Source organism: Flavobacteriales bacterium, from assembly GCA_029248105.1.
GTDB lineage: Bacteria > Bacteroidota > Bacteroidia > Flavobacteriales > UBA7312 > UBA8444.
In genome coordinates this window covers 15,535-37,150 of record JAQWJZ010000013.1, presented here as the reverse complement: position 1 = coordinate 37,150, position 21,616 = coordinate 15,535, and the positions used below count along the sequence as shown (strand labels likewise).

Annotated in this window: 16 protein-coding genes; 5 read left to right on the top strand and 11 right to left on the bottom strand. The window is 35.3% G+C overall.

The features are described 5' to 3' along the window. Positions 1–379, top strand: a 379-nt coding sequence (locus P8I29_02655; GenBank protein ID MDG1916698.1) for a diheme cytochrome c-553, incomplete at its 5' end; no start/stop codon positions are given. Positions 380–519: 140 nt separating this feature from the next. Then, positions 520–1,317: a class I SAM-dependent methyltransferase gene (locus P8I29_02650; GenBank protein MDG1916697.1), complete on the top strand. Its 798-nt coding sequence runs from the start codon at positions 520–522 to the stop codon at positions 1,315–1,317. A 2-nt stretch (positions 1,318–1,319) separates the two neighbouring features. Here the strand turns inward: P8I29_02650 and P8I29_02645 are convergent, their stop codons facing one another. The 7 genes from P8I29_02645 to P8I29_02615 are packed head-to-tail and all read right to left on the bottom strand — an operon-like array spanning position 1,320 to position 9,698. After that, the gene (locus P8I29_02645; protein MDG1916696.1) at positions 1,320–3,203 is read right to left on the bottom strand and encodes an OmpA family protein; all 1,884 of its coding nucleotides are present in this window, start codon (positions 3,201–3,203) and stop codon (positions 1,320–1,322) included. 17 nt (positions 3,204–3,220) lie between these two features. Further along, a complete protein-coding gene (locus tag P8I29_02640) occupies positions 3,221–3,853 on the bottom strand; it encodes a 7-carboxy-7-deazaguanine synthase QueE (protein ID MDG1916695.1) in 633 nt (210 codons plus the stop codon). Next, positions 3,853–4,728 (bottom strand): tetrahydrofolate dehydrogenase/cyclohydrolase catalytic domain-containing protein, encoded by an 876-nt coding sequence (locus P8I29_02635; GenBank protein MDG1916694.1) that lies wholly within the window; start codon positions 4,726–4,728, stop codon positions 3,853–3,855. Before P8I29_02635 ends, P8I29_02640 begins: the two co-directional genes overlap by 1 nt. A gap of 5 nt (positions 4,729–4,733) precedes the next feature. Continuing rightward, complete coding sequence (gene ffh, locus P8I29_02630; GenBank protein ID MDG1916693.1) at positions 4,734–6,077, bottom strand: signal recognition particle protein; 1,344 nt, start codon at positions 6,075–6,077, stop codon at positions 4,734–4,736. A gap of 5 nt (positions 6,078–6,082) precedes the next feature. Next, positions 6,083–7,855 (bottom strand): arginine--tRNA ligase, encoded by a 1,773-nt coding sequence (gene argS / locus P8I29_02625; protein MDG1916692.1) that lies wholly within the window; start codon positions 7,853–7,855, stop codon positions 6,083–6,085. After that, complete coding sequence (locus tag P8I29_02620) at positions 7,855–8,787, bottom strand: arginine deiminase-related protein (protein MDG1916691.1); 933 nt, start codon at positions 8,785–8,787, stop codon at positions 7,855–7,857. Before P8I29_02620 ends, argS begins: the two co-directional genes overlap by 1 nt. Next, positions 8,784–9,698, bottom strand: coding sequence for an arginine deiminase family protein (locus P8I29_02615; protein MDG1916690.1), 915 nt, complete (start codon positions 9,696–9,698; stop codon positions 8,784–8,786). Before P8I29_02615 ends, P8I29_02620 begins: the two co-directional genes overlap by 4 nt. Positions 9,699–9,810: 112 nt before the next feature. Here P8I29_02615 and P8I29_02610 point away from each other — a divergent pair, with 112 nt between their 5' ends. Genes P8I29_02610 through P8I29_02600 form a run of 3 tightly spaced genes read left to right on the top strand, consistent with a single transcriptional unit; the run spans position 9,811 to position 13,552 of the window. Beyond that, positions 9,811–10,590, top strand: a complete 780-nt coding sequence (locus P8I29_02610) for an enoyl-CoA hydratase-related protein (protein MDG1916689.1) — start codon at positions 9,811–9,813, stop codon at positions 10,588–10,590. 11 nt (positions 10,591–10,601) lie between these two features. Next, entirely contained in the window at positions 10,602–12,935 is a 2,334-nt protein-coding gene (locus tag P8I29_02605; protein MDG1916688.1) for a DNA translocase FtsK, read from the top strand. Then, positions 12,935–13,552: an outer membrane lipoprotein carrier protein LolA gene (locus tag P8I29_02600; protein ID MDG1916687.1), complete on the top strand. Its 618-nt coding sequence runs from the start codon at positions 12,935–12,937 to the stop codon at positions 13,550–13,552. The genes P8I29_02605 and P8I29_02600 overlap by 1 nt, the downstream gene beginning before the upstream one ends. 1 nt (position 13,553) lies before the next feature. On the opposite strand, the gene P8I29_02595 is transcribed toward P8I29_02600, so the two are convergent. From P8I29_02595 to P8I29_02580, 4 genes are all read right to left on the bottom strand, one after another. Beyond that, positions 13,554–14,615 carry a PKD domain-containing protein gene (locus P8I29_02595; protein MDG1916686.1) on the bottom strand — a complete coding sequence of 354 codons (1,062 nt, stop codon included), beginning with the start codon at positions 14,613–14,615 and terminating at the stop codon, positions 13,554–13,556. A gap of 5 nt (positions 14,616–14,620) precedes the next feature. Further along, entirely contained in the window at positions 14,621–15,652 is a 1,032-nt protein-coding gene (locus tag P8I29_02590) for a hypothetical protein (protein MDG1916685.1), read from the bottom strand. A 30-nt stretch (positions 15,653–15,682) separates the two neighbouring features. After that, positions 15,683–16,969, bottom strand: a complete 1,287-nt coding sequence (locus P8I29_02585) for a hypothetical protein (protein MDG1916684.1) — start codon at positions 16,967–16,969, stop codon at positions 15,683–15,685. Positions 16,970–17,109: 140 nt separating this feature from the next. Further along, positions 17,110–21,567 carry a gliding motility-associated C-terminal domain-containing protein gene (locus P8I29_02580; GenBank protein ID MDG1916683.1) on the bottom strand — a complete coding sequence of 1,486 codons (4,458 nt, stop codon included), beginning with the start codon at positions 21,565–21,567 and terminating at the stop codon, positions 17,110–17,112. Positions 21,568–21,616: the final 49 nt, after the last annotated feature.

The following is a 21,616-nucleotide window of genomic DNA, read 5'->3' as shown; positions in this document are numbered from 1 at the left end:
AGATAAGGAGACATGTTCAACGAGCGTTGAAGAAGGCAAACGACTAGTAACTGCTCTAGGGTGTAACGACTGCCATTCTCCTAAGAAAATGACTGAATTTGGTCCTATCCCCGATGAAAAGCTTTTGCTTTCTGGTCACCCACAAAATATGTCTTTATCGGAATATGACCCAAGCTTGCCTAATTCTGGTAATTGGATACTGTTTAACGGAATTGGCACAGCAGCCGTAGGTCCGTGGGGTACTTCTTTTGCCTCCAATTTAACACCACACGAAACAGGTTTAGGAAGTTGGACTATTGAACAATTTACCAAAGCTATGAAAGAAGGCAAAAGCAAAGGTCTAGAAAATGGACGTTTCTTATTACCTCCTATGCCATGAATGGGTTATAAGAGCTTAAACGATAAAGAAATAAAAGCCATTTTCAATTACTTACAATCCTTAGAGCCAGTAGAAAACCTAGTCCCTGCACCACTACCGCCTCTATAGAATTCAAACAAGCCAAAAAAACTCACATCTAAATGCAAGAAAGACATAAACTAAGAAAACAATACTTCAATGAACAAGGGACGACTTCAAGCAAGTACGTCTTTCCATTAATAAATCGATTTAAATCCAAAAGCAGGAACTTATCCGTTCTTGAAATAGGGTGTGGAGAAGGTGGAAATTTGCTGCCTTTTTTTGAATCTAAAGGTTTTAAAAAAATTGTTGGTGTAGATTTATCAATAGGTAAGATTGAAAACGCTAAAAAATATTACTTTGAGCTGAGCGATACTAAAACTATTGAATTTATTCATTCCGACATATACAATATTAAGCCCTCCGAACTTGGTCTGTTTGATGTCATCATCACTAGAGATGTCTTGGAACATATTCACGATCAAGAAAAGTTTTTGCAGTTTGTAAAACCCTTACTTAAAAAAGATGGCTTGTTTTTTCTAGGCCTCCCTCCTTGGCATAATCCTTTTGGTGGTCATCAGCAAATGTGTGAAAGCAAAATTCTTTCCAAACTGCCTTACTTTCACCTTTTACCTACAGTTCTTTACAAAGTGGTTTTGAAAGCATTTGGCGAAAGTCCTGTTCGCATAAAAAATCTAGTAGAAATTAAAGAAACAGGGATTACTATTGAACGTTTTGAACGTATTCTCAAAAAAACAGGATACAATGTCTTGAGTAGGACATTGTATTTTATAAATCCTAACTATGAGATAAAATTCGGATTGAAACCACGAATAGCCAATAAACTCATATCTTCAATTCCGTATGTGAGAAACTTTTTAATAACCACCAATTATTACATAATCGGACCAAAAAAGTAAACTTACTTCACCCTAAAAGCAGTGCGTCTGTTGGTGGCTCTACCCTTTTCGGTATCGTTAGTAGCAATAGGTTGACTAGCACCAAAACCCTTGTAGGTCATTCTGTTAGCATCTATACCATTATCTACTAGAAAATCATAGACTGCTTTGGCTCTATTTGTAGAAAGCATAGTATTATGTGTTTCTGTACCAACATTATCGGTATGCCCCTCAATCTCAACTTTAAGCATAGCATTGTTGCGCATAAAATTAACAAGTGTGTTTAATTCAACCTCCGATTCATCTTTAAGACTGTAGGCATCGGTATCAAAGAAAATATTATTTAATACAATCTTACTTCCCTTATTTAGCCTTTGCAAGGGAATATCTAACTCCAAGGCTTGTAAAGCACTCTGCTCATCTAAAGCAAAGTTTTCAGAATGGAATAAATAGCCCTCCTTAGAAACATTAACGGCATAATTGGCATTTGCAGGCAAACAGGTAAAAAATTCACCCGTCTTGGTATATGTAAATGAAGATATCATGACCTTTCCTGTTGCAAGGTCAATAATCTCTACACTAGATTTCATAGGTGTTTTTGTTTCAGCATCATACACATTGGTATTGAGATAAGCCACTTGCTGAGATTGCATTTCTTGTGGCAAATGAAACCAAAAGATATCTTCTTTTCCATAACCCGATTTATCGGATGCGAAATAGGCGGTTTTGCCATCAGAACCTACAATTAAACTGTTTTCTATGCCGTGTGTGTTAATAGGATAACCTAAGTTAATAGGGTATTGCCAAGATGCTGATGGATAGTCCCTTCTACTCAAAAACAAGTCGAAATCACCCAAGCCTGGATGTCCTTTAGAAGCAAAATATAAAGTTTGATTATCGGTATGAATAAAGGGTGACATTTCATCGTAAGAGGTATTTATGGTAGAGCCTAAATTTACAGGCTCTGAAAAAGTCCCTTTTTCGGTTAATACACTTTTCCAGATGTCCATACCGCCATAACCCTCCGGTCTGTTACTCACAAAATAGAGCTCTCTGCCATCAGGAGATATGGTAGGTTGTGATTCCCAATGTTTAGTGTTGATGCTAGGTCCTATATTTCTAGCTTCTGACCACTGCCCATTTCTCTTGACACTGATATAAATATCACAACGTCCCAGTCCATCTTTTCTATCACAGGCTGTAAAAAATAACACTTTACCATTAGGAGATAGGCATTGAGCCCCTTCGTTGCCCATAGTATTGACAGATGGTCCCAAATTTTGAGCCATGCTCCATTTACCATCTTTGTACACACTTTGAAAAAAATCTTCCGACACTATACCGTTTTGGTAGGGTCCTCTACGGGTAATAACAAATAATTTACCATCGGCAGAAACACTAGGCAAATACTCTTCCCATTCAGAATTTACTCCTTCGCCCATATTTTTAAAGTCAAAGGGTTTAGGATTAGCCATCGCATCGATAGAAAATTCACAATTTTTAAGCTCTTTCCTAGCTGACTCCACCTTTTCTGAACGTTGGTATTTAAAAGTCAAAAAGTGGGTGAAAGCTCTTTTAGCTTCCACATAATCGGGCTTTTGCATGTACAACATTCCTACCTTCCAATAACCCCATGCATTATCAGGGTTATTATCGGATAAGCCTTTTAAATAATTATCTATTGCCAATTGTATATTTCCTTGTTCTTCTTCTATCTGCCCCAACAACAAATAGGTTGGCAAATAATTATTATCGTGTCGAATAGCAGACATTAAAAGGTCTTTGGCTTTTTTATCGTTACTGACTTCAAAAAGCTCCACCGCTTTTACATAGGCTTTTTTTGCTTTGGGCGTATTTTGCGAAAACAGAATAAAGGGAAATAATAAAAGAATAAGGATGTTTTTCATTTCAAGGGGGTTTAAGATTATGGGATATTCATATACTTATGCGTCTGTAAAGATATATTCCATTGGGGGTTATTCATCACGTAATCTACTATTTTAGGCATCATTTCTTGGGCTTTGCTCCACTCGGGCTGTAAGTATAGCTTACATGAAGAAGAGCATTTACTAGCAAATTGTTCCGCCCATTTGAAATCGTCTCTATTGTGTATTATAACCTTTAACTCGTGAGCTTTAGGAATTATTGTTTCTTGGGGAGGATTATTCTTTTTAGGTGACAAACAAATCCAATCGAAATCACCCGTTAGTGGATAAGCACCAGAAGTTTCTATATGTACGCTTATTCCCTTATTATGAAGACTATCAGTAAGGGGTTGCATATTCCACATCAAAGGTTCTCCACCTGTTACTACCACCGTTTTTGAAGGGTGAATAAGGATCTGATCGAGCATATTCTCCAAAGATGTTGGTGGATGTAACTCAGCGTCCCAACTTTCTTTAACATCACACCAATGGCAACCCACATCGCACCCTCCTATCCTTAGAAAAAAAGCCGATTTGCCCGTATGAAAACCCTCGCCTTGAATGGTGTAAAAAGCCTCCATAAGAGGCAACATAAGCCCCTGAGCAACTAATGTATCTTGAGTTTTGTTCATTAATTGAATCCTTTAACAGCTTGCAATGTGTTTTTTAAGAGCATAGCAATAGTCATAGGGCCTACTCCACCAGGAACAGGTGTTATGTATTCGCTTTTAGATGCTACATCATCAAAATTAACATCGCCTTTTAACTTCCAACCACTTTTTGTCTTATCAGATTTCACTCTACTAATACCTACATCTATCACTGTTGCACCATCTTTGACCATATCTGCAGTAATGAATTCGGCACGACCTAAAGCGACAATAAGAATATCGGCAGTTAGGCAAATTTCTTTGAGATTGGTCGTGCGGCTATGAGTCAAAGTCACTGTACAATTACCAGGGTAACTGTTTCTTGCCATAAGAATACTCATCGGTGAACCAACAATATGACTACGCCCAACTACAACACAGTGCTTACCTTCAGTGTGTATTTCGTAACGCTTTATCAATTCGACAATACCTGCTGGTGTAGCTGGTAAAAATGTTGGTAAGTTCAAAGCCATCTTACCGATGTTTTGAGGATGAAAACCATCGACATCCTTAGATGGTAATATGGTTTCAGTAATAGTCATTTCATCGATGTGAGATGGTAAAGGCAGTTGGACGATTAATCCATCAATATTGGAATCTTCATTTATCTTTTGTACTTGTAATACTAATTCTTCTTCGGTAATACTTTCATCGAATCGTAGCAAGGTAGAGTCAAAACCTACCCTTTCACAAGCCTTAACTTTTGCTCCTACATAAGTCTCGCTAGCCCCATTATTACCAACTAAAATAGCCGCTAAATGAGGTTTCTTTTTACCCTCTTCAACCAAAACCTTAACCTCTTCAGCAATTTCTTGCTGAATATCTAAGGATGTTTGTTTACCATCTAATATTTGCATAAGCATTACATTCTAGGCATACCGCCCTTATTCTTCATCATTTGCATCATTTGCTTGGCGCCACCACCCTGCATCATCTTCATCATTTTACCCATTTGTCCAAACTGCTTAATAAGCTGATTGACATCTTGAATAGAAGTACCACTACCATTAGCTATTCTCTTTCTTCGGCTACCATTCAAAATTTTAGGATTGCTACGTTCTTCTAATGTCATAGACTTAATCATAGCCTCTATTCCTTTAAAAGCATCATCGTCAATATCAACACCCTTCAAGGCTTTACCCATTCCTGGTATCATACCCATCAAATCCTTCATATTACCCATCTTCTTTATTTGCTGTATTTGCTTGAGAAAGTCGTCAAAACCGAATTGGTTCTTGGCAATTTTCTTTTGCATCTTACGGGCTTCATCTTCATCGAATTGTTGCTGTGCTCTTTCCACCAAAGAAATAACATCACCCATGCCTAAAATACGACTAGCCATTCTATCAGGGTGGAACACATCCAAACCGTCCATTTTTTCACTCGTACCAATAAACTTAATTGGCTTATCTACTACCGAACGGATAGTAAGTGCAGCACCACCTCGAGTATCACCGTCTAGCTTAGTCAGTACAACGCCATCAAAATTTAATTTCTCATTAAAGGCTTTAGCTGTATTGACTGCATCTTGACCAGTCATTGAATCTACTACAAATAATATTTCGTTGGGATTAATTGCTGACTTTACAGAAGCTATCTCGTTCATCATTTGCTTATCAATAGCCAAACGACCAGCCGTATCCACAATAACTACATTGTGATTATTTGACTTGGCGTACTTAATAGCATTTTGAGCAATTTCTACTGGATTTTTATTTTCTGTTTCTTTATAAACCTCAGTACCTACTTGCTCACCCAATACCCCTAACTGATCAATAGCCGCAGGACGATAAACGTCACAGGCAACTAAGAGAGGTTTTTTATTGTGTTTGTCTTTTAAATGCAGTGCCAACTTACCAGTAAAAGTGGTTTTACCTGAACCTTGCAGTCCTGCTATCAAAATAACGGTCGGACTACCATCTAGGTTGATATCTGATTTAGAACTACCCATTAATTCGGCTAACTCGTCACGCATTATTTTGGTAAGCAATTGACCAGGCTCAACAGCCGTAAGTACTTGCTGACCAATGGCTTTTTCTTTCACTGTAGCAGTGAATTGCTTAGCTGTTTTGAAATCCACATCGGCAGCCAATAAGGCTTTACGGATTTCTTTCATAGTCTGCGCTACATTAATCTCCGATATACTACCCTGTCCTTTGAGGACTTTAAAGGCTTTTTCTAATTTTTCTGATAAATTTTCAAACATATCTTTTACATTCTATCGGGTACATTTACCCCTAATAATTTCATACCTGTTTTACTTACTCTTGCTACCATTTGGCAAAGCGCAATTCTAAATGCTACTTGGTTTTTATCTTCGCCAATCAAAATAGGAACATTCTGATAAAAACCGTTGAATTCTTTAACTAAATCATAAATATAATTTGCCACTAAAGCCGGACTGTATGAATTTGCTGCCTCCTGAATAACCGTTGGGAAATCATTAATCTGCTTTATAAGTGTACGCTCTTTCTCTAGTAAATCCAATCCATTTATAGTAAACTGAATCTCTTTGTTATATTTCTTAACCATGGTTTGAATACGTGCATGGGTATATTGAATAAATGGTCCGGTATTACCGTTGAAATCAATAGATTCTTCTGGATCGAATAACATACGTTTCTTAGGGTCAACCTTAAGCATAAAATATTTTAAGGCTCCCATACCAATATTTTCATAAAGGATATTAGACTCCTTTTCTTCCATGCCGTCTAGCTTACCTAAATCTTGAGCTATGGTTTTGGCAGAGTCTACCATTTCTTGCATCAAGTCATCGGCATCAACAACTGTGCCCTCTCTAGACTTCATCTTTCCAGAAGGCAAATCTACCATTCCGTAGGATAAATGATAACAGTTTTTAGCCCAATCGTAACCTAACTTATCCAAGATTAAAAACAATACTTTAAAATGATAATCCTGTTCGTTACCTACTGTATAAGCCATGTGAGAAAAATCAAAATCTTGATGCCTTTGTATAGCAGTACCAATATCTTGAGTCATATAGACAGCTGTTCCGTCTGAACGTAATAGAATTTTCTCGTCCAATCCATCGGCAGTCAAATCAATCCATACAGAACCGTCATCTTTCTTGAAAAAAGTGCCTTTATCTAATCCTTCTTGAATGACAGCTTTACCAAGAAGATAAGTGTCACTTTCGTAATAGTTTTTATCAAAGTCAACACCCATTCTGTCGTAAGTGTATGAAAAACCATCGTACACCCAATTATTCATTTTTTCCCAAAGTGCTATAACTTCAGCATCTTTTGCCTCCCATCTACGCAACAAATCTTGAGCTTTTTTGAAGAGAGGTGCTTCTTTTTCAGCCTCTTCTTTTGACATGCCACTTTCCACCAATTGAGCTTGTTCAGTACGGTAGTGTTTGTCAAAAATGACATAATACTTACCTACAAAATGGTCGCCTTTCATCTGAGTTGACTGTGGTGTTTCTCCATTACCAAACTCCAGCCAAGCAATCATAGATTTACAGATATGAATACCTCTATCATTGATGATTTGTACCTTCTTGACCTTTTTACCAGCCGCTTTTAATATTTCTGAAACAGATGCTCCTAAAAGGATATTTCTGATGTGTCCCAAATGCAGAGGCTTATTGGTGTTAGGGGAAGAAAATTCAACTAGGTGATTTGCTGAATCCTCAGAAGTCTCTATACAACCGAAATTATCCGTATCAAAAGCCGTTTGAAATTGCGATAACCAATAGGAATTATCAATGCTTAGATTCAAAAATCCTTTAACGGTATTATAATCTGATACGAGAGAAACATTATCTTTTAGATATTGTCCGAGTACTTCACCTGTTTGCTCAGGGCTTTTTTTGAAAAACCTCGTTAGAGGGAAAACCACTAAAGTGATATCTCCTTCAAATTCTTTTCTAGTTTTCTGAAATTGAAAAGATTGTACTTCTGCTTGAAATAGCTCTTTTAAAGCCAATTCTACTGCTTTATGTAATTCTTGATCTATCATTAGGCTTGAGGTAAAAATATTTCGGCCATCATACATCGTGCACTACCACCTCCACATGCTTCTATGGTATCTAAGGAACTATGAATAATGGGACAATGATTTTCTATCTGAGAAATCTGCTCTTGAGTCAAACTATTATACGCTGAATCAGACATCACCAGATATGGCTTATCTCCCATTAGCTGTAACATATTTCCTGCAAAATGTTGTTTTTGATCTTCTGAAATTTCTATTATTTCTTTGTTTGTTTCTTCCAATATCTCAATAATATGAGTGCGTTCTTCCAATTCATCAATAGTATCTAAGCAAATAACAGCAAAATTATCGGCTACACACATCATTACATTGGTGTGGTAGATAGCTAAACGTTCACCGTTTACATCTTGATTTGCAGTAAAACAAACGGGTTTATAGCCGAAAACATCACAAAATTGAATGACTGCTTGTTCGTCAGTTCGTTCTGAGATAGCGGCATAACAGTACTTGTTTTCTCTATCCAATATCATACTTCCTGTCCCTTCTAAATACCTATCGTATTCTTCAAATTCAGTAAAGTCATGAATTTCTTCAATATGAAAACCATAATCATCAACTAGAATATCAAAGATGTCTTCTCTTCTCTCTGTACGTCTATTTTCTGCACACATAGGATATAATCCTACGTCACCATCATTGTGAAAGGACACCCAATTGTTCGGAAAAATAGAGTCTGGGGTATCTGGTTCTTTAGTATCCTCAACAACTATAACATTGACTCCCTTAGCCCTTAATTTCTCTACAAAACTGTTGAACTCCGCTAAGGCCTGCTGTTGTGTAGCTTCAGGTGATAGACCGTCCAATACTTTTTGATAATAATTGTTTACAGCCGTTTGTTCGTTAAAGCGAAAGCTAACGGGTTGTATCATTAATATGTGTTTAGTAATCTGACTCATTTTCTTCTTAATGGTAATGTAGAGCAACGTAACAAACCTTCCATTTTAGCAATTTCGGCGTAAGGTACTTCTTCTACAGTGAATCCTTTGTTTTTTAATTCATTATTTAATCTTACAAATCCTTTTTCTGAAAGTATAACTTTAGGAGATATAGAAAATACATTAGAATTCATCTCATACATTTCTTCTCGAGTAATGAAAATGATATTTTCTTCGCCAAAGTGATTAACTAAAAAATCAACATCTGAAGTATTTTTAAAACCACCTGCATACATTATAGCCGATTGTTCTCCTATTGGTTGGAAACAACAATCTAGGTGTAAGGCATTATCTTTAGGGTTAGAGTCTGACTTTTTTAACTCAAAGCCTCTTACTTTTTTATTAGGAAACGCCGATTGTAAAAAGTCAATAGCTGCCTTATTGGTTCTTGCTACTTGATATTTATTAAAATCTTCTTCCTTTGAATAACCGATAAATACATAGTCGCCACATAACATCACATCTCCACCTTCAACTCTAGCACCTTCTGGCATAGAGATGATTTTGTTGGAACTAATTTTCTCTAGCAATGTATCTATTGCTAAAATTTCTTGTTTTCTATCTTCAATAATATTTGGAATAATGAAACTGTCGCCAATAACAAATCCTATATCTCTTGAAAAAATTTGATTTAATCCTTCTATATTATTTGGTCGTAAAACTTCGACACCGTACTTCAAAAAAATAGTTTTGACAGCATTCATTTCGTTAATAACATTTTCTTGAGTAGGAAAAGTGCCATTCAAAACATGCTCTTTAGACTTCGGGTCATAGCAATCCTCAATTTTTGGCGTACCACCAAAGCTATCGGGCAAACCAAGAATAACAACCTCCAATTGACTCGTTTCGTTATGTAAATTAAGTGCTATCATCTTTTTTCAATGAATGGCAAATTTAACTATACTTTAGGGTTTAATAAAATCTTAAAGATGATATTATTTGCACACATAAATTTGAATATATTTGAAGAGTATTTCAAAAAAAATGAAAGATAAATTTGTAGCATACCGTTGTGAAAATAGAATTGGCTTTATCACTTTGATGAGGGCAGAAAAAAGAAATGCTCTCAATCCACAGCTTATAACAGGTTTAAAATCGGCTTTTGATACTGCCGAAAACGACGAAAAATGTAAAGTTATCGTTTTGGAAGCTGAAGGCGAAGCGTTTTGCGCTGGGGCTGATTTGAAATACTTGCAATCTTTGCAATCTTTTTCGGACGAAGAAAATGTTGCCGACTCTAACAATTTAATGCAGTTATTTAAGCAAATTTATACTCTTAAGAAGGTTGTAATAGCCAACATTCAAGGTCATGCCATAGCCGGCGGTTGCGGATTGGCTAGTGTTTGTGACTTCTCTATTGCCTCGGAAGATGCTAAATTCGGCTATTCTGAAGTGAAAATTGGCTTTATACCTGCTATTGTCAGCGTGTTTCTTTTACGTAAAATTGGCGAGGGAAAAACTAAAGAACTACTGCTAAGCGGTAAAATCATTAGTGCAACAGAAGCCGTAAGTATAGGATTGATAAATCAAGCTGTTGAAAAATCAAAACTCAATACCACTGTATTGAAACTAGCAAGCAAATTGTGTGAGCATACTTCTGAACAATCTTTAGAGCATACAAAACAGCTTATATCAAAACTGCAATATATGTCGTTAGATGATGGTCTTGAGTATGCTGTCCAAGAAAATGCCAAAGCCAGAAAAAATGACGATTGCAAAAAAGGAATTAGCTCCTTTCTCAAAAAAGAAAATTTAAATTGGTAGAATTTCATTGAATGAAAAAAAAGAAAACTAAAAAAGAAAATATCTTTAAACGCTTAGCTCAAAAACTAAAAATTGAAGATGAAAGAACAAAAAAGATAATTGGTTTTGTATTCTTATTTTTCTCTCTATATCTATTCATCGTTTTTGTTTCTTATGTATTTAACGGCAATATTGACCAAGATAAAATAGGTAAACTGACAGATGAAATCAGAAATTTTGGTGGCGTGTTTGGTCACAGAATATCACACCTATTTTTATACCATTATTTTGGTATTTCTTCATTTTTAATTCCCCTACTATTTTTCAATTGGGGTTTGTCACTTGTATTTGATAAAACTTTATTTTCTATTAAAAAAGGGTTTTCAATAGGATTACTGGCAATTGTTTGGATTTCTCTATTTTTTGCCTTTTTCAGCTCCCCTTCTATTCTTGGAGGAGTATTTGGTAGTGAAATGAATGAATTTCTAGCATTACGAATCGGTAAAGTAGGAAGTGGCTTTGTCATTTTTCTTTCTCTTTTGACTTTTATCATTATACGTTTTAACCCAAAGTTTAAATCAAATCAAACAACTGAAAATATCGAAATTCCTGAAGAAGAAAACGGTATTGATGATTTAAGTTCTGAAGAAATTACTATCAGCACTTTTGAAGAGCCTACTATAGAAATACCTACCGAAACAATATTAGAAACCCCTAGCCCTTCTGAAAAAGAAATTGTTACTAAAACAGAAAATAAAGAAACCGAAGATCATGATTTAGGCATAGAGGTTCATGTCAATGAAGAAGATACATTGAGTCAAAAAGATATAAAAACGAAACTTGAAGAACTTGGTGATTACGATCCTAAATTGGATTTGTCCAACTACAAAATACCTGCCATAAATCTATTAAATGACTATGGCTCTGGAAAAATAGAAATTGATAAAAGTGAGCTAGAAGCAAATAAAAATAGAATTGTGGAAACACTGGCCAATTACAAAATTGGTATATCATCCATTAGCGCAACTATTGGACCTACTATTACGCTTTATGAAATTGTTCCTGAAGCTGGTGTACGTATTTCCAAAATCAAAAACCTAGAGGACGATATCGCCCTTAGTTTATCCGCTTTAGGTATTCGTATCATTGCGCCTATCCCTGGAAAAGGAACTATCGGAATTGAAGTGCCAAACCAAAATCCAACTACGGTATCTATGAAAGCCGTTATAGCCTCAGATAAATTCCAAAATTCTGATATGGAACTACCTGTAGCCTTTGGTAAAACCATATCTAACGAAACCTTTGTTGCCGACTTAGCAAAGATGCCTCACCTATTAATGGCAGGTGCCACAGGACAAGGTAAATCGGTTGGATTAAATGCTATACTTGCATCTTTACTATACAAAAAACATCCTGCACAAGTCAAGTTTGTTTTGGTTGACCCAAAGAAAGTAGAGCTTACTCTTTTTAATAAAATAGAAAGACACTTTTTGGCCAAATTGCCAGATTCTGAAGAAGCAATCATTACTGATACAAAAAAGGTAATTAACACCCTCAATTCCCTCTGTATTGAGATGGATCAACGTTACGACTTATTGCAAAATGCACAATGTAGAAACATCGTTGAGTACAACAAAAAATTTATTGCTAGAAAGCTAAACCCTAACGATGGGCATAAATACTTGCCATATATAGTCCTTGTCATTGACGAATTTGCCGACCTCATAATGACAGCTGGTAAAGAGGTTGAAACACCTATTGCTCGATTAGCACAATTGGCAAGAGCTATTGGAATACATCTAATTGTTGCTACACAACGTCCATCAGTAAATGTTATTACAGGTATTATAAAAGCCAATTTCCCAGCTCGTGTAGCCTTTAGAGTAACTTCTAAAATTGACTCAAGAACTATCTTAGATGCAGGAGGTGCTGACCAACTCATAGGACGTGGAGATATGCTCATATCTTTAGGTAGTGACCTTATTCGTCTTCAGTGTGCTTTCATTGATACGCCTGAAGTTGAAAAAATTACAGACTTTATTGGCAATCAAAGGGCGTATCCTGAAGCCTTTTTACTGCCTGAATATGTAGGAGATGCTGAAGGTGGTACAGGCGATGCTGATCTTGACGATAGAGACGTTATGTTTGAACAAGCTGCCCGAGTAGTTGTGCAACATCAATCGGGTTCTACCTCTCTTATTCAACGTAAACTAAAGCTAGGTTATAACAGAGCAGGAAGAATCATTGACCAGTTAGAAACAGCTAGAATTGTAGGGCCTTTTGAAGGAAGTAAAGCTCGTCAAGTACTAATTCGTGATGAAATGGCGTTAGAAGAAGTATTAAACCAATTAAACAACCCCAACTAATGAATAAACTATTCCTTTTACTATTGACATTGCCTTGCTTACTTATTGCGCAAGACCAACAAGCCAAACAAATATTAGATGAATTGAGTGCTAAAACTAGAACATACTCATCTATAGAAGCAAAGTTTACCAACACGTTTTCTAATACAATGACAGATTTAAATGAATCTCAAAAAGGGACTTTATATCTAAAGAACGATTCGTACAGATTGGAAATGGAAGGACAAACTATCATTTGTGACGGGGAAACGAATTGGATATTTTTAGAAGAGGAAGAGGAAGTAAACATTACTGAAATTGACGATGAAGAAAACGAACTCAATCCGTCTAAAATTTTCACTATTTATGAGAAAGGCTACAAATATAAATTTGTAAAAGAAGACAGTAAAAATTATCACATCGATTTATTCCCTAAAGAAAGTGGTCCTTTTTTGAAAGTAGAGCTATTCATCAACAAAACTAAGATGCAAATCAGCTCATTTAATATGATTGACAAACAAGGAAGTCATTACAAATACGATATTGACTCATTTATTACAAACAAAGAGATGAGCAACGACTTTTTTGTATTCAAAACAGCAGATTATCCTAACATAGATGTTATTGATTTAAGGTAGCCTACCTTAGAAGAGTTACCTCTCCTATATGTCTGGTTTGCTTTCCCAATTCATCTTTGATACGAATTGACCATAAATAGGTGCCCGTCATAGCAGCATTTCCTAGCAAATTTTCACCCCTCCATGTTTGGCTAATATCATCTACAGAAAAAATAACTTCACCCCACCTATTAGTTATTACTAGAGAAAATTCTTGTATTCTATCGATATTGAATCCTTTTAAACCAAAGTCATCATTCAAACCATCACCATCAGGTGTAAATGAGGTAGGTAAATAATAAATAAGTTCATTTTCAACGAGTAGGCTCTTTGTTATAGAGTCTAAGCAACCATTTTCATCTTCTATGGTCAATTGAACATCGTACCAACCTGCTGCTGGATAATAGTGTGTCGGCTGCCATTCATCAGAAAAAAGCTCATCACCAAAACTCCAACTGACACTCCCCTCGGAAGAAATATTTACAAACTCAACAGTTGGGTCAAGGGTAGTAATTTTTTCTGGATAATGATAAAAATCAGCCATTGGTCTATCTGACAAACTAAATATCAAAGATTCTGTATCTGAACACCCAGAGTTACTTACTACAGATAATTCTATTAGATATTCTCCAGTCTCATCGAATTTATAATTTAAATCTATGTCATCAAAAACTTCATTACCAACTCTCCAAATAGAGGACTGTATGCCATCATTCGCAATAGAAGTATTGAAAAATTTAACTGAATCATATATACACACCCCATCATTAGAAAAACTTGCTAATGGATTTGGACTGACAAATATGTTTAAATCTACAGGTGTAAAACAATCATTAGAAGCAACTTCTCTAAGTTGAAGAATATATTCACCAGGGTTTGAGAACTTTACACTTATACTATCGGAAAACTGTCCATCAATAATTTCTGCACCATCACCAAAAATAAACTCCCATTCAAGAGCATTTGTTAAAGAGCTAGGTACAACAGAAAAATCAACTAGGCTATCGCTATGACATATTTGAAGATTTTGACAATAGCCTAGAAAACTTAACTTTAAAAAGAAAAGTATAAGCAGTCTATGCATTCTGATTAATTAAATATAATTGGACCTGGATTCGGTAAATTGTTAATTGTAATGTTGATAGTATCAACAGACTGACAACCATTAGCATCAGTAGAAGTGACAGTATATGAGGTCTCAGACGTATTCTGAGGCTCATAGATACCATTATCACCAACAACTACAGCAGGAGCCCACTCGTAAGCATTTAAGCCTGGTGTAGCCTCTAAAGAAATGCTTTCACCTAAACATATGGTCGTTGTGTTGCTACCATTAACTGTTAACACAACTGGGTTAACTAAATCAATAGTTAAAGTTACATCATCTAATGCTACACAACCATTTGCATCCGTTACTGTAACACTATAATCTGTTTCTCCAATAGCAGGAGTTAAAGTAGTTTGTTGGCCCGAAAGAGCTGGATTAGACCAAGTATATGATGATAATCCATTGGTTGCACTTACAGTTATTGATTCACCCAAACAAATAACACTATCAGAAAGTGAAACCTCAACAGTAGGAAGATCAAAAATCTCAATTTGAATACTTTCAGTTGCTGAACACCCACCTTGGCCTATTACTTCTAAATCAAAGGTGTTATCAGTAAGAGAGTTGGGTGTGTAGAAAAATGAAGTCCCTACTATCGAAGAAGGAGACCAGTTATAAGTATCGTAACCACTATCAGCAGATAATAATACAGAATCTCCTAAGCATATTGACTGATCTGATGCTGATAAATTAGGCGTCGGATTATCCAAAATCTCAACACTTAACAATTGATCAGCTGTACAGCCATTTAGTTCTTCAGTAAGTGTAATAGCGTTGTTTATAAAGCCAACAGGAGCATTAGACCAATCCACCTGAATGGACGTGCCAACAGAAGAACCCACTATTATTCCTCCACCAGAAACACTCCAAGAATATGAAGAGCCAACATTAGGCGTTATTGAATAGTTTTCCAATGTAGAGCCAAAACACAAAGTATCAATTTGTGCGTGTGCTATAGTTGAAAATGCAAATGATATAAAAACTGTAAGTAATAAATGAATAAAATTTTTCATAATGTAATTAGTTAAGTTAAGTAATAAAGCTTAGTTTGAAATTATAGGTGGTGGTACAACTTCAATAACGCTAACGTTGACCTGAGACTGATACGTATCACACTCCCCATCGATGTTGTACGTATAAACTCCTGAAAGGTTCGTGGATGGATTAAAATAGCCCAAATAACCAGCATTTAAAGAAGGAGACCATATACCATTTATATCTGGACTACCTATTAAATTATAAAAATTAAGACCTGGATCGTCATTACACATTTCTAAATCAAAATCATTACCCACGTTGATATTCTCTTCAAGTAGAGATACTTCAATAAGATAACTTAATTCACAACCATTATTATTTAAAACAGTATAATTATAAAGTCCAAATGTCTGTTCTTGCGGGTTAAATAAACCCAGATAATCTGGTGCTTGACTTTGAGATAAATCAGAAACGCCTCCCCAACTTCCAGATGTATTGTCTACACCTAAAACATTATAAAGGCTTGTTGATAAAGCATTGTCACATAATTGAAATTCTACTGTTGTCTGTGCATCTGAATTAACTAGACTTAAAATCACACTAGAAGATTCACTATTGCAATCATCAGAAACAGTATATACATATTCTTGTGGCGTATTAACCGATGGATTAAACTGGCCTAAATAACCTTGAGCGAGTGACGGAGTCCAAAAGCCATCGTTTTGAACGTTATCACCTAATAAATTGAATAAGTTAAACTCGCTAGATTCTTGACAATAAATTAAAGAAGTATCAGAACCAGAGTTTAAATCTGAATAAACAAAAAGTGAATCGTTATAATTTACTAATGCTGTATCAGAGCAACAATCTCCATTATTCCAACCCCCTGTTTGACAATCTCCATATACATTAATACTGATAAAAAGATCCTCAGGAGTACAAGATTCATTAACAGTAACTTCAAAAGAAAATGATAAAGGACCTGTTGAAGACGATCCCCAATTGGGATTTCCAACTAGCTGTCCTGTCCACCAGGAATAATACCAACTATTGTTAACAAACCTAAATCCGGGCCCAAATTCAAGTCCACTAGGGTAAGTGTTTTCCGTATCCCATATCCAATAGCCATTACCTAAATTATTATTTGTATTTGTATTTAGAGGAGTAGAAATAGGGGTTAAATTAGTCCATCCTTCACCTAAGTTAACTTGGAAAGCTATTACCCAATTAGTATTCAATTGATAAAAACTTTCCAAAGTATAATCTACAGTAACAATATCACCAATTTGATAAGGACCCTCAGGGTTTAAAGAATAAGATTCATCTTCAACACATTGAGCATAAGAATACATGTGTAAACAAAGAAAAGATATTATGAATATACACCTCAAAATCAACTAGTTGTAGGTTAAAAAATATTAAACAGAGTTAAGACAAAATCAACTTTCTTGTACGTAAATTTACTAAATATGTTTCATATGAAAGTTGTCAACTACCTCATTAGTGTGAAATCACCAAACTTTCTAGTCACTTTTCCTAACTCATCAACTATTCGAACAGACCACAAATAACTTCCAGGAATAGCATCGTTTCCATTAGATGTTTTTCCATTCCATTTTTGATTTACATCTTCAGAATAGAATACTATTTCACCCCACCTGTTGGTTATTTGAAATTGGTAGTTTTGCATTTTATCTTTTCTAAATCCACTGATACCAAACTCATCATTTAAGCCATCACCATCTGGAGTAAAAGAGCTTGGAAAATAATAAATGAGATTATTTTCAATCAATAATTGTTTAGAAATAGAATCCGCACAACCTTCATCATTCTGTACTTTCAAAATAACTTCAAACCAACCTAATGAATCGTAGGTATGAATAGGTTCCCATTCTTCTGACATTTGATTATCACCAAAACTCCACGAAACACTATCGTTATAAGTAGAAAGGTTTACAAATGAAACTTCAGGATCTAATATTGTAATTTTTTCTGGTTCGTGATAAAAATCTACATAAGGCCTCTCTGATGGAACGAAACTTGTAGATAATGATGAAGAACAATTCAACACATCAACAATGGTAAGTTCAAAAATCTTACTATTATTATCTAGAGGATAAGTTAAATTGTAGCTGTCAAAGCTAAGCCCCTCTACCAACCACGAAACACTTTGAATAGTTGTGTCTACATTAGAGTTATTAGTAAAAAAGACAGAATCCTTATAACAATCTTCTACATAACTTACATCAAGGACTGGATTAGGATTAACCTTAACCTCTATTTGCTGAGGGGTGTAACAATTAACAGATCCATACTCTCTAAATTCTAAAATATAATCTTCAACATCAGGAAATGACACTTCAATCTCTGATGTATTTTGACCACTTTCAATTACAGCACCATTACCACTAACAAAAAGCCATTCAACAGGGTTTGAATCACTACTTATTATGGAAGAGAATTTAACATTTGAGATGCCTTCACACAAATTAATACTTTGTGGCGATGTTTGTATGCTATCTGATAATACAGATATTAAACTAGGGGTTGGAATACTATTGATAGTAATATTCAAACTTGCTGATGAATTACATCCAAATTGGTTAGTACCAATAACAGAAAATTGATTATCTGACAAATCTGAAGGCACATAACTTTCTTGATTTGATGATAATCCAGGAACTGACCATGTATACAAATCAAATCCAGGTGTAGCGAATAAATCAATCTCTTCACCAACACATATTGTAGTGGAATTACCACCATTGACAGATAGGTTAATTGGTGTTGATTGATTGATGACTAAATCAGCATCATCGGAAGAAATACAACCGTTACTATCCGTAACTTCAACAAGGTAATTCGTTTGGCCTATTAAAGGGGTAATTACATTTGATGTATTTATTAATGTGGGTGTCCAATCATAATTCACAAAACCTGAAGTCGAGTTAACAGCTATTGACTCTCCTAAACATATAACGCTATCTGATAAAGAAACTTCAACAATAGGAAGCGGATTAACAATAAGCTGAATAGAATCACTTGATGTACAAGACCCATCCCCTGTTATTGTAATAAAAAATTGATTATCTGTTAGTGATAATGGTGTGTAAACATCTGTATTTGAATTGATTACCGATGGCGTCCAATCGTAATTATTGTATCCTGCTGTTGTACTTAGGTTTATTGATTCACCGATACATATTTCTTGATTATCTATTGTAAGATTCACAACAGGCAGATCGTAAACAACGATATCTAATGTCTCTGTACTTGTACAACCTCCATCTCCAGTAATAGTAAGTGATATCATATCTTCTGATGATGATGAAGGAGTATAAATATCTGTATTACCTGTAATGGAAGATGGCGTCCAAGAGTAATCATTATAAGCAGGATTTGAACTTACAACTAGTGATTCTCCCATGCACAAATCGGCATCGTCTATTGACAAATTAACAATGGGCAAATCATAAATGGTTATGTCAACAGAATCTGAGGAAGTACAACCACCGTCAGCTGTAATAGTTACTGAAATTAGATTATCCGTTAAAGATGTAGGCGTGTAAGTGTCTGAATTTGAACTTATTGATGAAGGTGTCCAATCGTAATTATTGTATCCTGCTGTTGTACTAAGGTTTACTGATTCACCGATACATATTTCTTGATTATCTATTGTAAGGTTCACAACAGGCAGATCGTAAACAACGATATCTAATGTCTCTGTACTTGTACAACCCCCATCACCAGTAACTGTAAGTGATACCATATCCTCTGATGATGATGAAGGATAATACACATCCGTACTACCAGAAATAGTAGATGGTGTCCACGAATAATCGTCATATCCAGGGTTAGATGTTAGCACCAAAGAATCAGACATACAAATTTCTGAATCAACAATAGATAAATTTACTACCGGGGTTTCATAAACTGTAAAGTCAATAGATTCAGATGTTGTACAACCACCATCTCCTGTAACTGTTACAGTAATCTGATTGTCAGTAATGGAGTTAGGCGTATAAACATCTGAACTTGAACTTATAACTGCTGGTGTCCATTGATAGTCATTATAAATTGCATTGGTGCTTACTGTGATTGATTCACCTAAACATATCTCAACATCATCTATACTTAGAGCTGGAATCGGATTAGATACAACTGTTACATCAATTGATGAACTGTTAGTACAGCCATATGAACTCTCTGTTATAACTACAGCATTTGAGATTGTACCCATAGGTGTTGCCGACCAATCTACCTGAATTGAATTACCATTTGAAGAACCAACAATATTACCTCCACTAACTGACCAAGAATATGAAGAGCCTTGATTAGAAGTCACAGAATAAGTAACTAATGATGAGGCTCCAAAACAAATAGTATCTTGACTAGAAACAATCTCCGGAGTCAATAAATCTATAACCGTAATGGGGATAGTAGAAAAATCCGATAAGCATTCACCTACTACAGTATATATATAATCGTCACTTGAATTAATTTGAGGATCAAATGTTCCTAAATAACCACCAGAAAGAGCAGGTGACCAAGTACCATCTTGATCAACGTTATTTCCTAAAAAGTTAAATAAATTTATTGGTGGGTCATCATAACACATCGAGTAACCCTGAATATCATTACCAGCATTAATGGATTCTGTAATGAGAGTGAACGAAATATTTGCTTCATTTACATAAGACTCCCAAGTACCTCCACCCCAATTGGGACTATTTATAATCACTTGAATTGAATATCCAGCATATACGTTTATGTCTGTATTTAATGTGTTTGTGAAATTTTGATAGTTAGCAGTACTAAGATTATTTCCTATAACTTCAATATTTTGAACGAAAGCACCTTGATTATCGTACAATGCTATAGTGGCATTATTGATATTAAAATTTATATTACCCCAACCATGACTATGCCAGTATACATCATAAAATAATTCATTAATTATACCGTCTTCTGTTATATCAATAGTAAGGTAATTGATATTTGTACCTATAAATTGACTTGCTACTTGTTCACCCAGCTGACTTGCACAATATAATGATTCACAGTCATCTGTGGCTAGAGGTGAATAAAAGCAACTTCCATCATCTTCTTCAGCTTCAGAATCATAATTACAAGCTACAGGGTCTGTACAACCCCCTACTTCACAATCTCCAATTGTTTGATCAGCTGTTAAGTGGTTTCCCGAAAAAATGGTAACTCCAAGGTTATTGACAAGCTCATAGGAACATTCATACTCCCATGGTCCACCGTCTGTAAAAGATATATCAAAACAATCTGTTGGATCTAAACAAATCGTATAAGAATAAAAAGTTCCTGTAGTGAAATCATAACCGCCATAATCTACTCCATTAATTGTTACTAGGTGTCCAGAACCATGATCCCATCCATCCCCATAGGAATCAAATAAATTAAGAGTATATCCTTCTTCACCATCTTCACAATCCGCCTGACAGGTAAAATCAATAGACCAAGAATTAAGTGTTCCTGAAAAAATCCAGTCATCATCCCTTATTTGCAAACGCCACTGACCGTTAGCATTTTGTCCATTAAAACTTGATAAATTGCCCTCAGGCACATAGTCACCTGTAAAAGGAGCATTACCTGCTGTTATATTGGTTGTGGCGGAAGTTGTAAAACAAGTATTTGTGTAATTATCGCCAGCACCTCCATTATCAGTGGATAAGTAAACAATCGTACCAGAAGGGGAAATGAGCCTAATATCTAAATCATCTGTGTAGGTATGAGAAATATCTAAACATACAGTTATATCACAATTTATTGTTCCGACTGAGTTAACATTCAAGTAATAGTCAAACCATGGAGATGGTCCAAAAAATGTAGCATCTGGAATATTACCTCCCGTACCTTGAAAAACTTGAGCATTAGTAAAGGATGCAAAAAACAAAGAAAGTAGCAGTATATAATATTTCAAGGTCGAACTTATTAAGTTTAAAAAGAGGTACAAATATAACAAATATGAC

Excerpts from the sequence above, each read along its gene's own strand:
- argS (MDG1916692.1), bottom strand. The coding sequence starts at position 7,855 with ATGATAGATCAAGAATTACATAAAGCAGTAGAATTGGCTTTAAAAGAG.
- P8I29_02645 (MDG1916696.1), bottom strand. The coding sequence starts at position 3,203 with ATGAAAAACATCCTTATTCTTTTATTATTTCCCTTTATTCTGTTTTCG.
- P8I29_02600 (MDG1916687.1), top strand. The coding sequence starts at position 12,935 with ATGAATAAACTATTCCTTTTACTATTGACATTGCCTTGCTTACTTATT.
- P8I29_02650 (MDG1916697.1), top strand. The coding sequence starts at position 520 with ATGCAAGAAAGACATAAACTAAGAAAACAATACTTCAATGAACAAGGG.
- P8I29_02585 (MDG1916684.1), bottom strand. The coding sequence starts at position 16,969 with ATGTATTCTTATGCTCAATGTGTTGAAGATGAATCTTATTCTTTAAAC.
- P8I29_02610 (MDG1916689.1), top strand. The coding sequence starts at position 9,811 with ATGAAAGATAAATTTGTAGCATACCGTTGTGAAAATAGAATTGGCTTT.
- P8I29_02590 (MDG1916685.1), bottom strand. The coding sequence starts at position 15,652 with ATGAAAAATTTTATTCATTTATTACTTACAGTTTTTATATCATTTGCA.
- P8I29_02615 (MDG1916690.1), bottom strand. The coding sequence starts at position 9,698 with ATGATAGCACTTAATTTACATAACGAAACGAGTCAATTGGAGGTTGTT.
- P8I29_02635 (MDG1916694.1), bottom strand. The coding sequence starts at position 4,728 with ATGCAAATATTAGATGGTAAACAAACATCCTTAGATATTCAGCAAGAA.
- P8I29_02620 (MDG1916691.1), bottom strand. The coding sequence starts at position 8,787 with ATGAGTCAGATTACTAAACACATATTAATGATACAACCCGTTAGCTTT.
- P8I29_02640 (MDG1916695.1), bottom strand. The coding sequence starts at position 3,853 with ATGAACAAAACTCAAGATACATTAGTTGCTCAGGGGCTTATGTTGCCT.
- P8I29_02605 (MDG1916688.1), top strand. The coding sequence starts at position 10,602 with ATGAAAAAAAAGAAAACTAAAAAAGAAAATATCTTTAAACGCTTAGCT.
- P8I29_02595 (MDG1916686.1), bottom strand. The coding sequence starts at position 14,615 with ATGCATAGACTGCTTATACTTTTCTTTTTAAAGTTAAGTTTTCTAGGC.
- ffh (MDG1916693.1), bottom strand. The coding sequence starts at position 6,077 with ATGTTTGAAAATTTATCAGAAAAATTAGAAAAAGCCTTTAAAGTCCTC.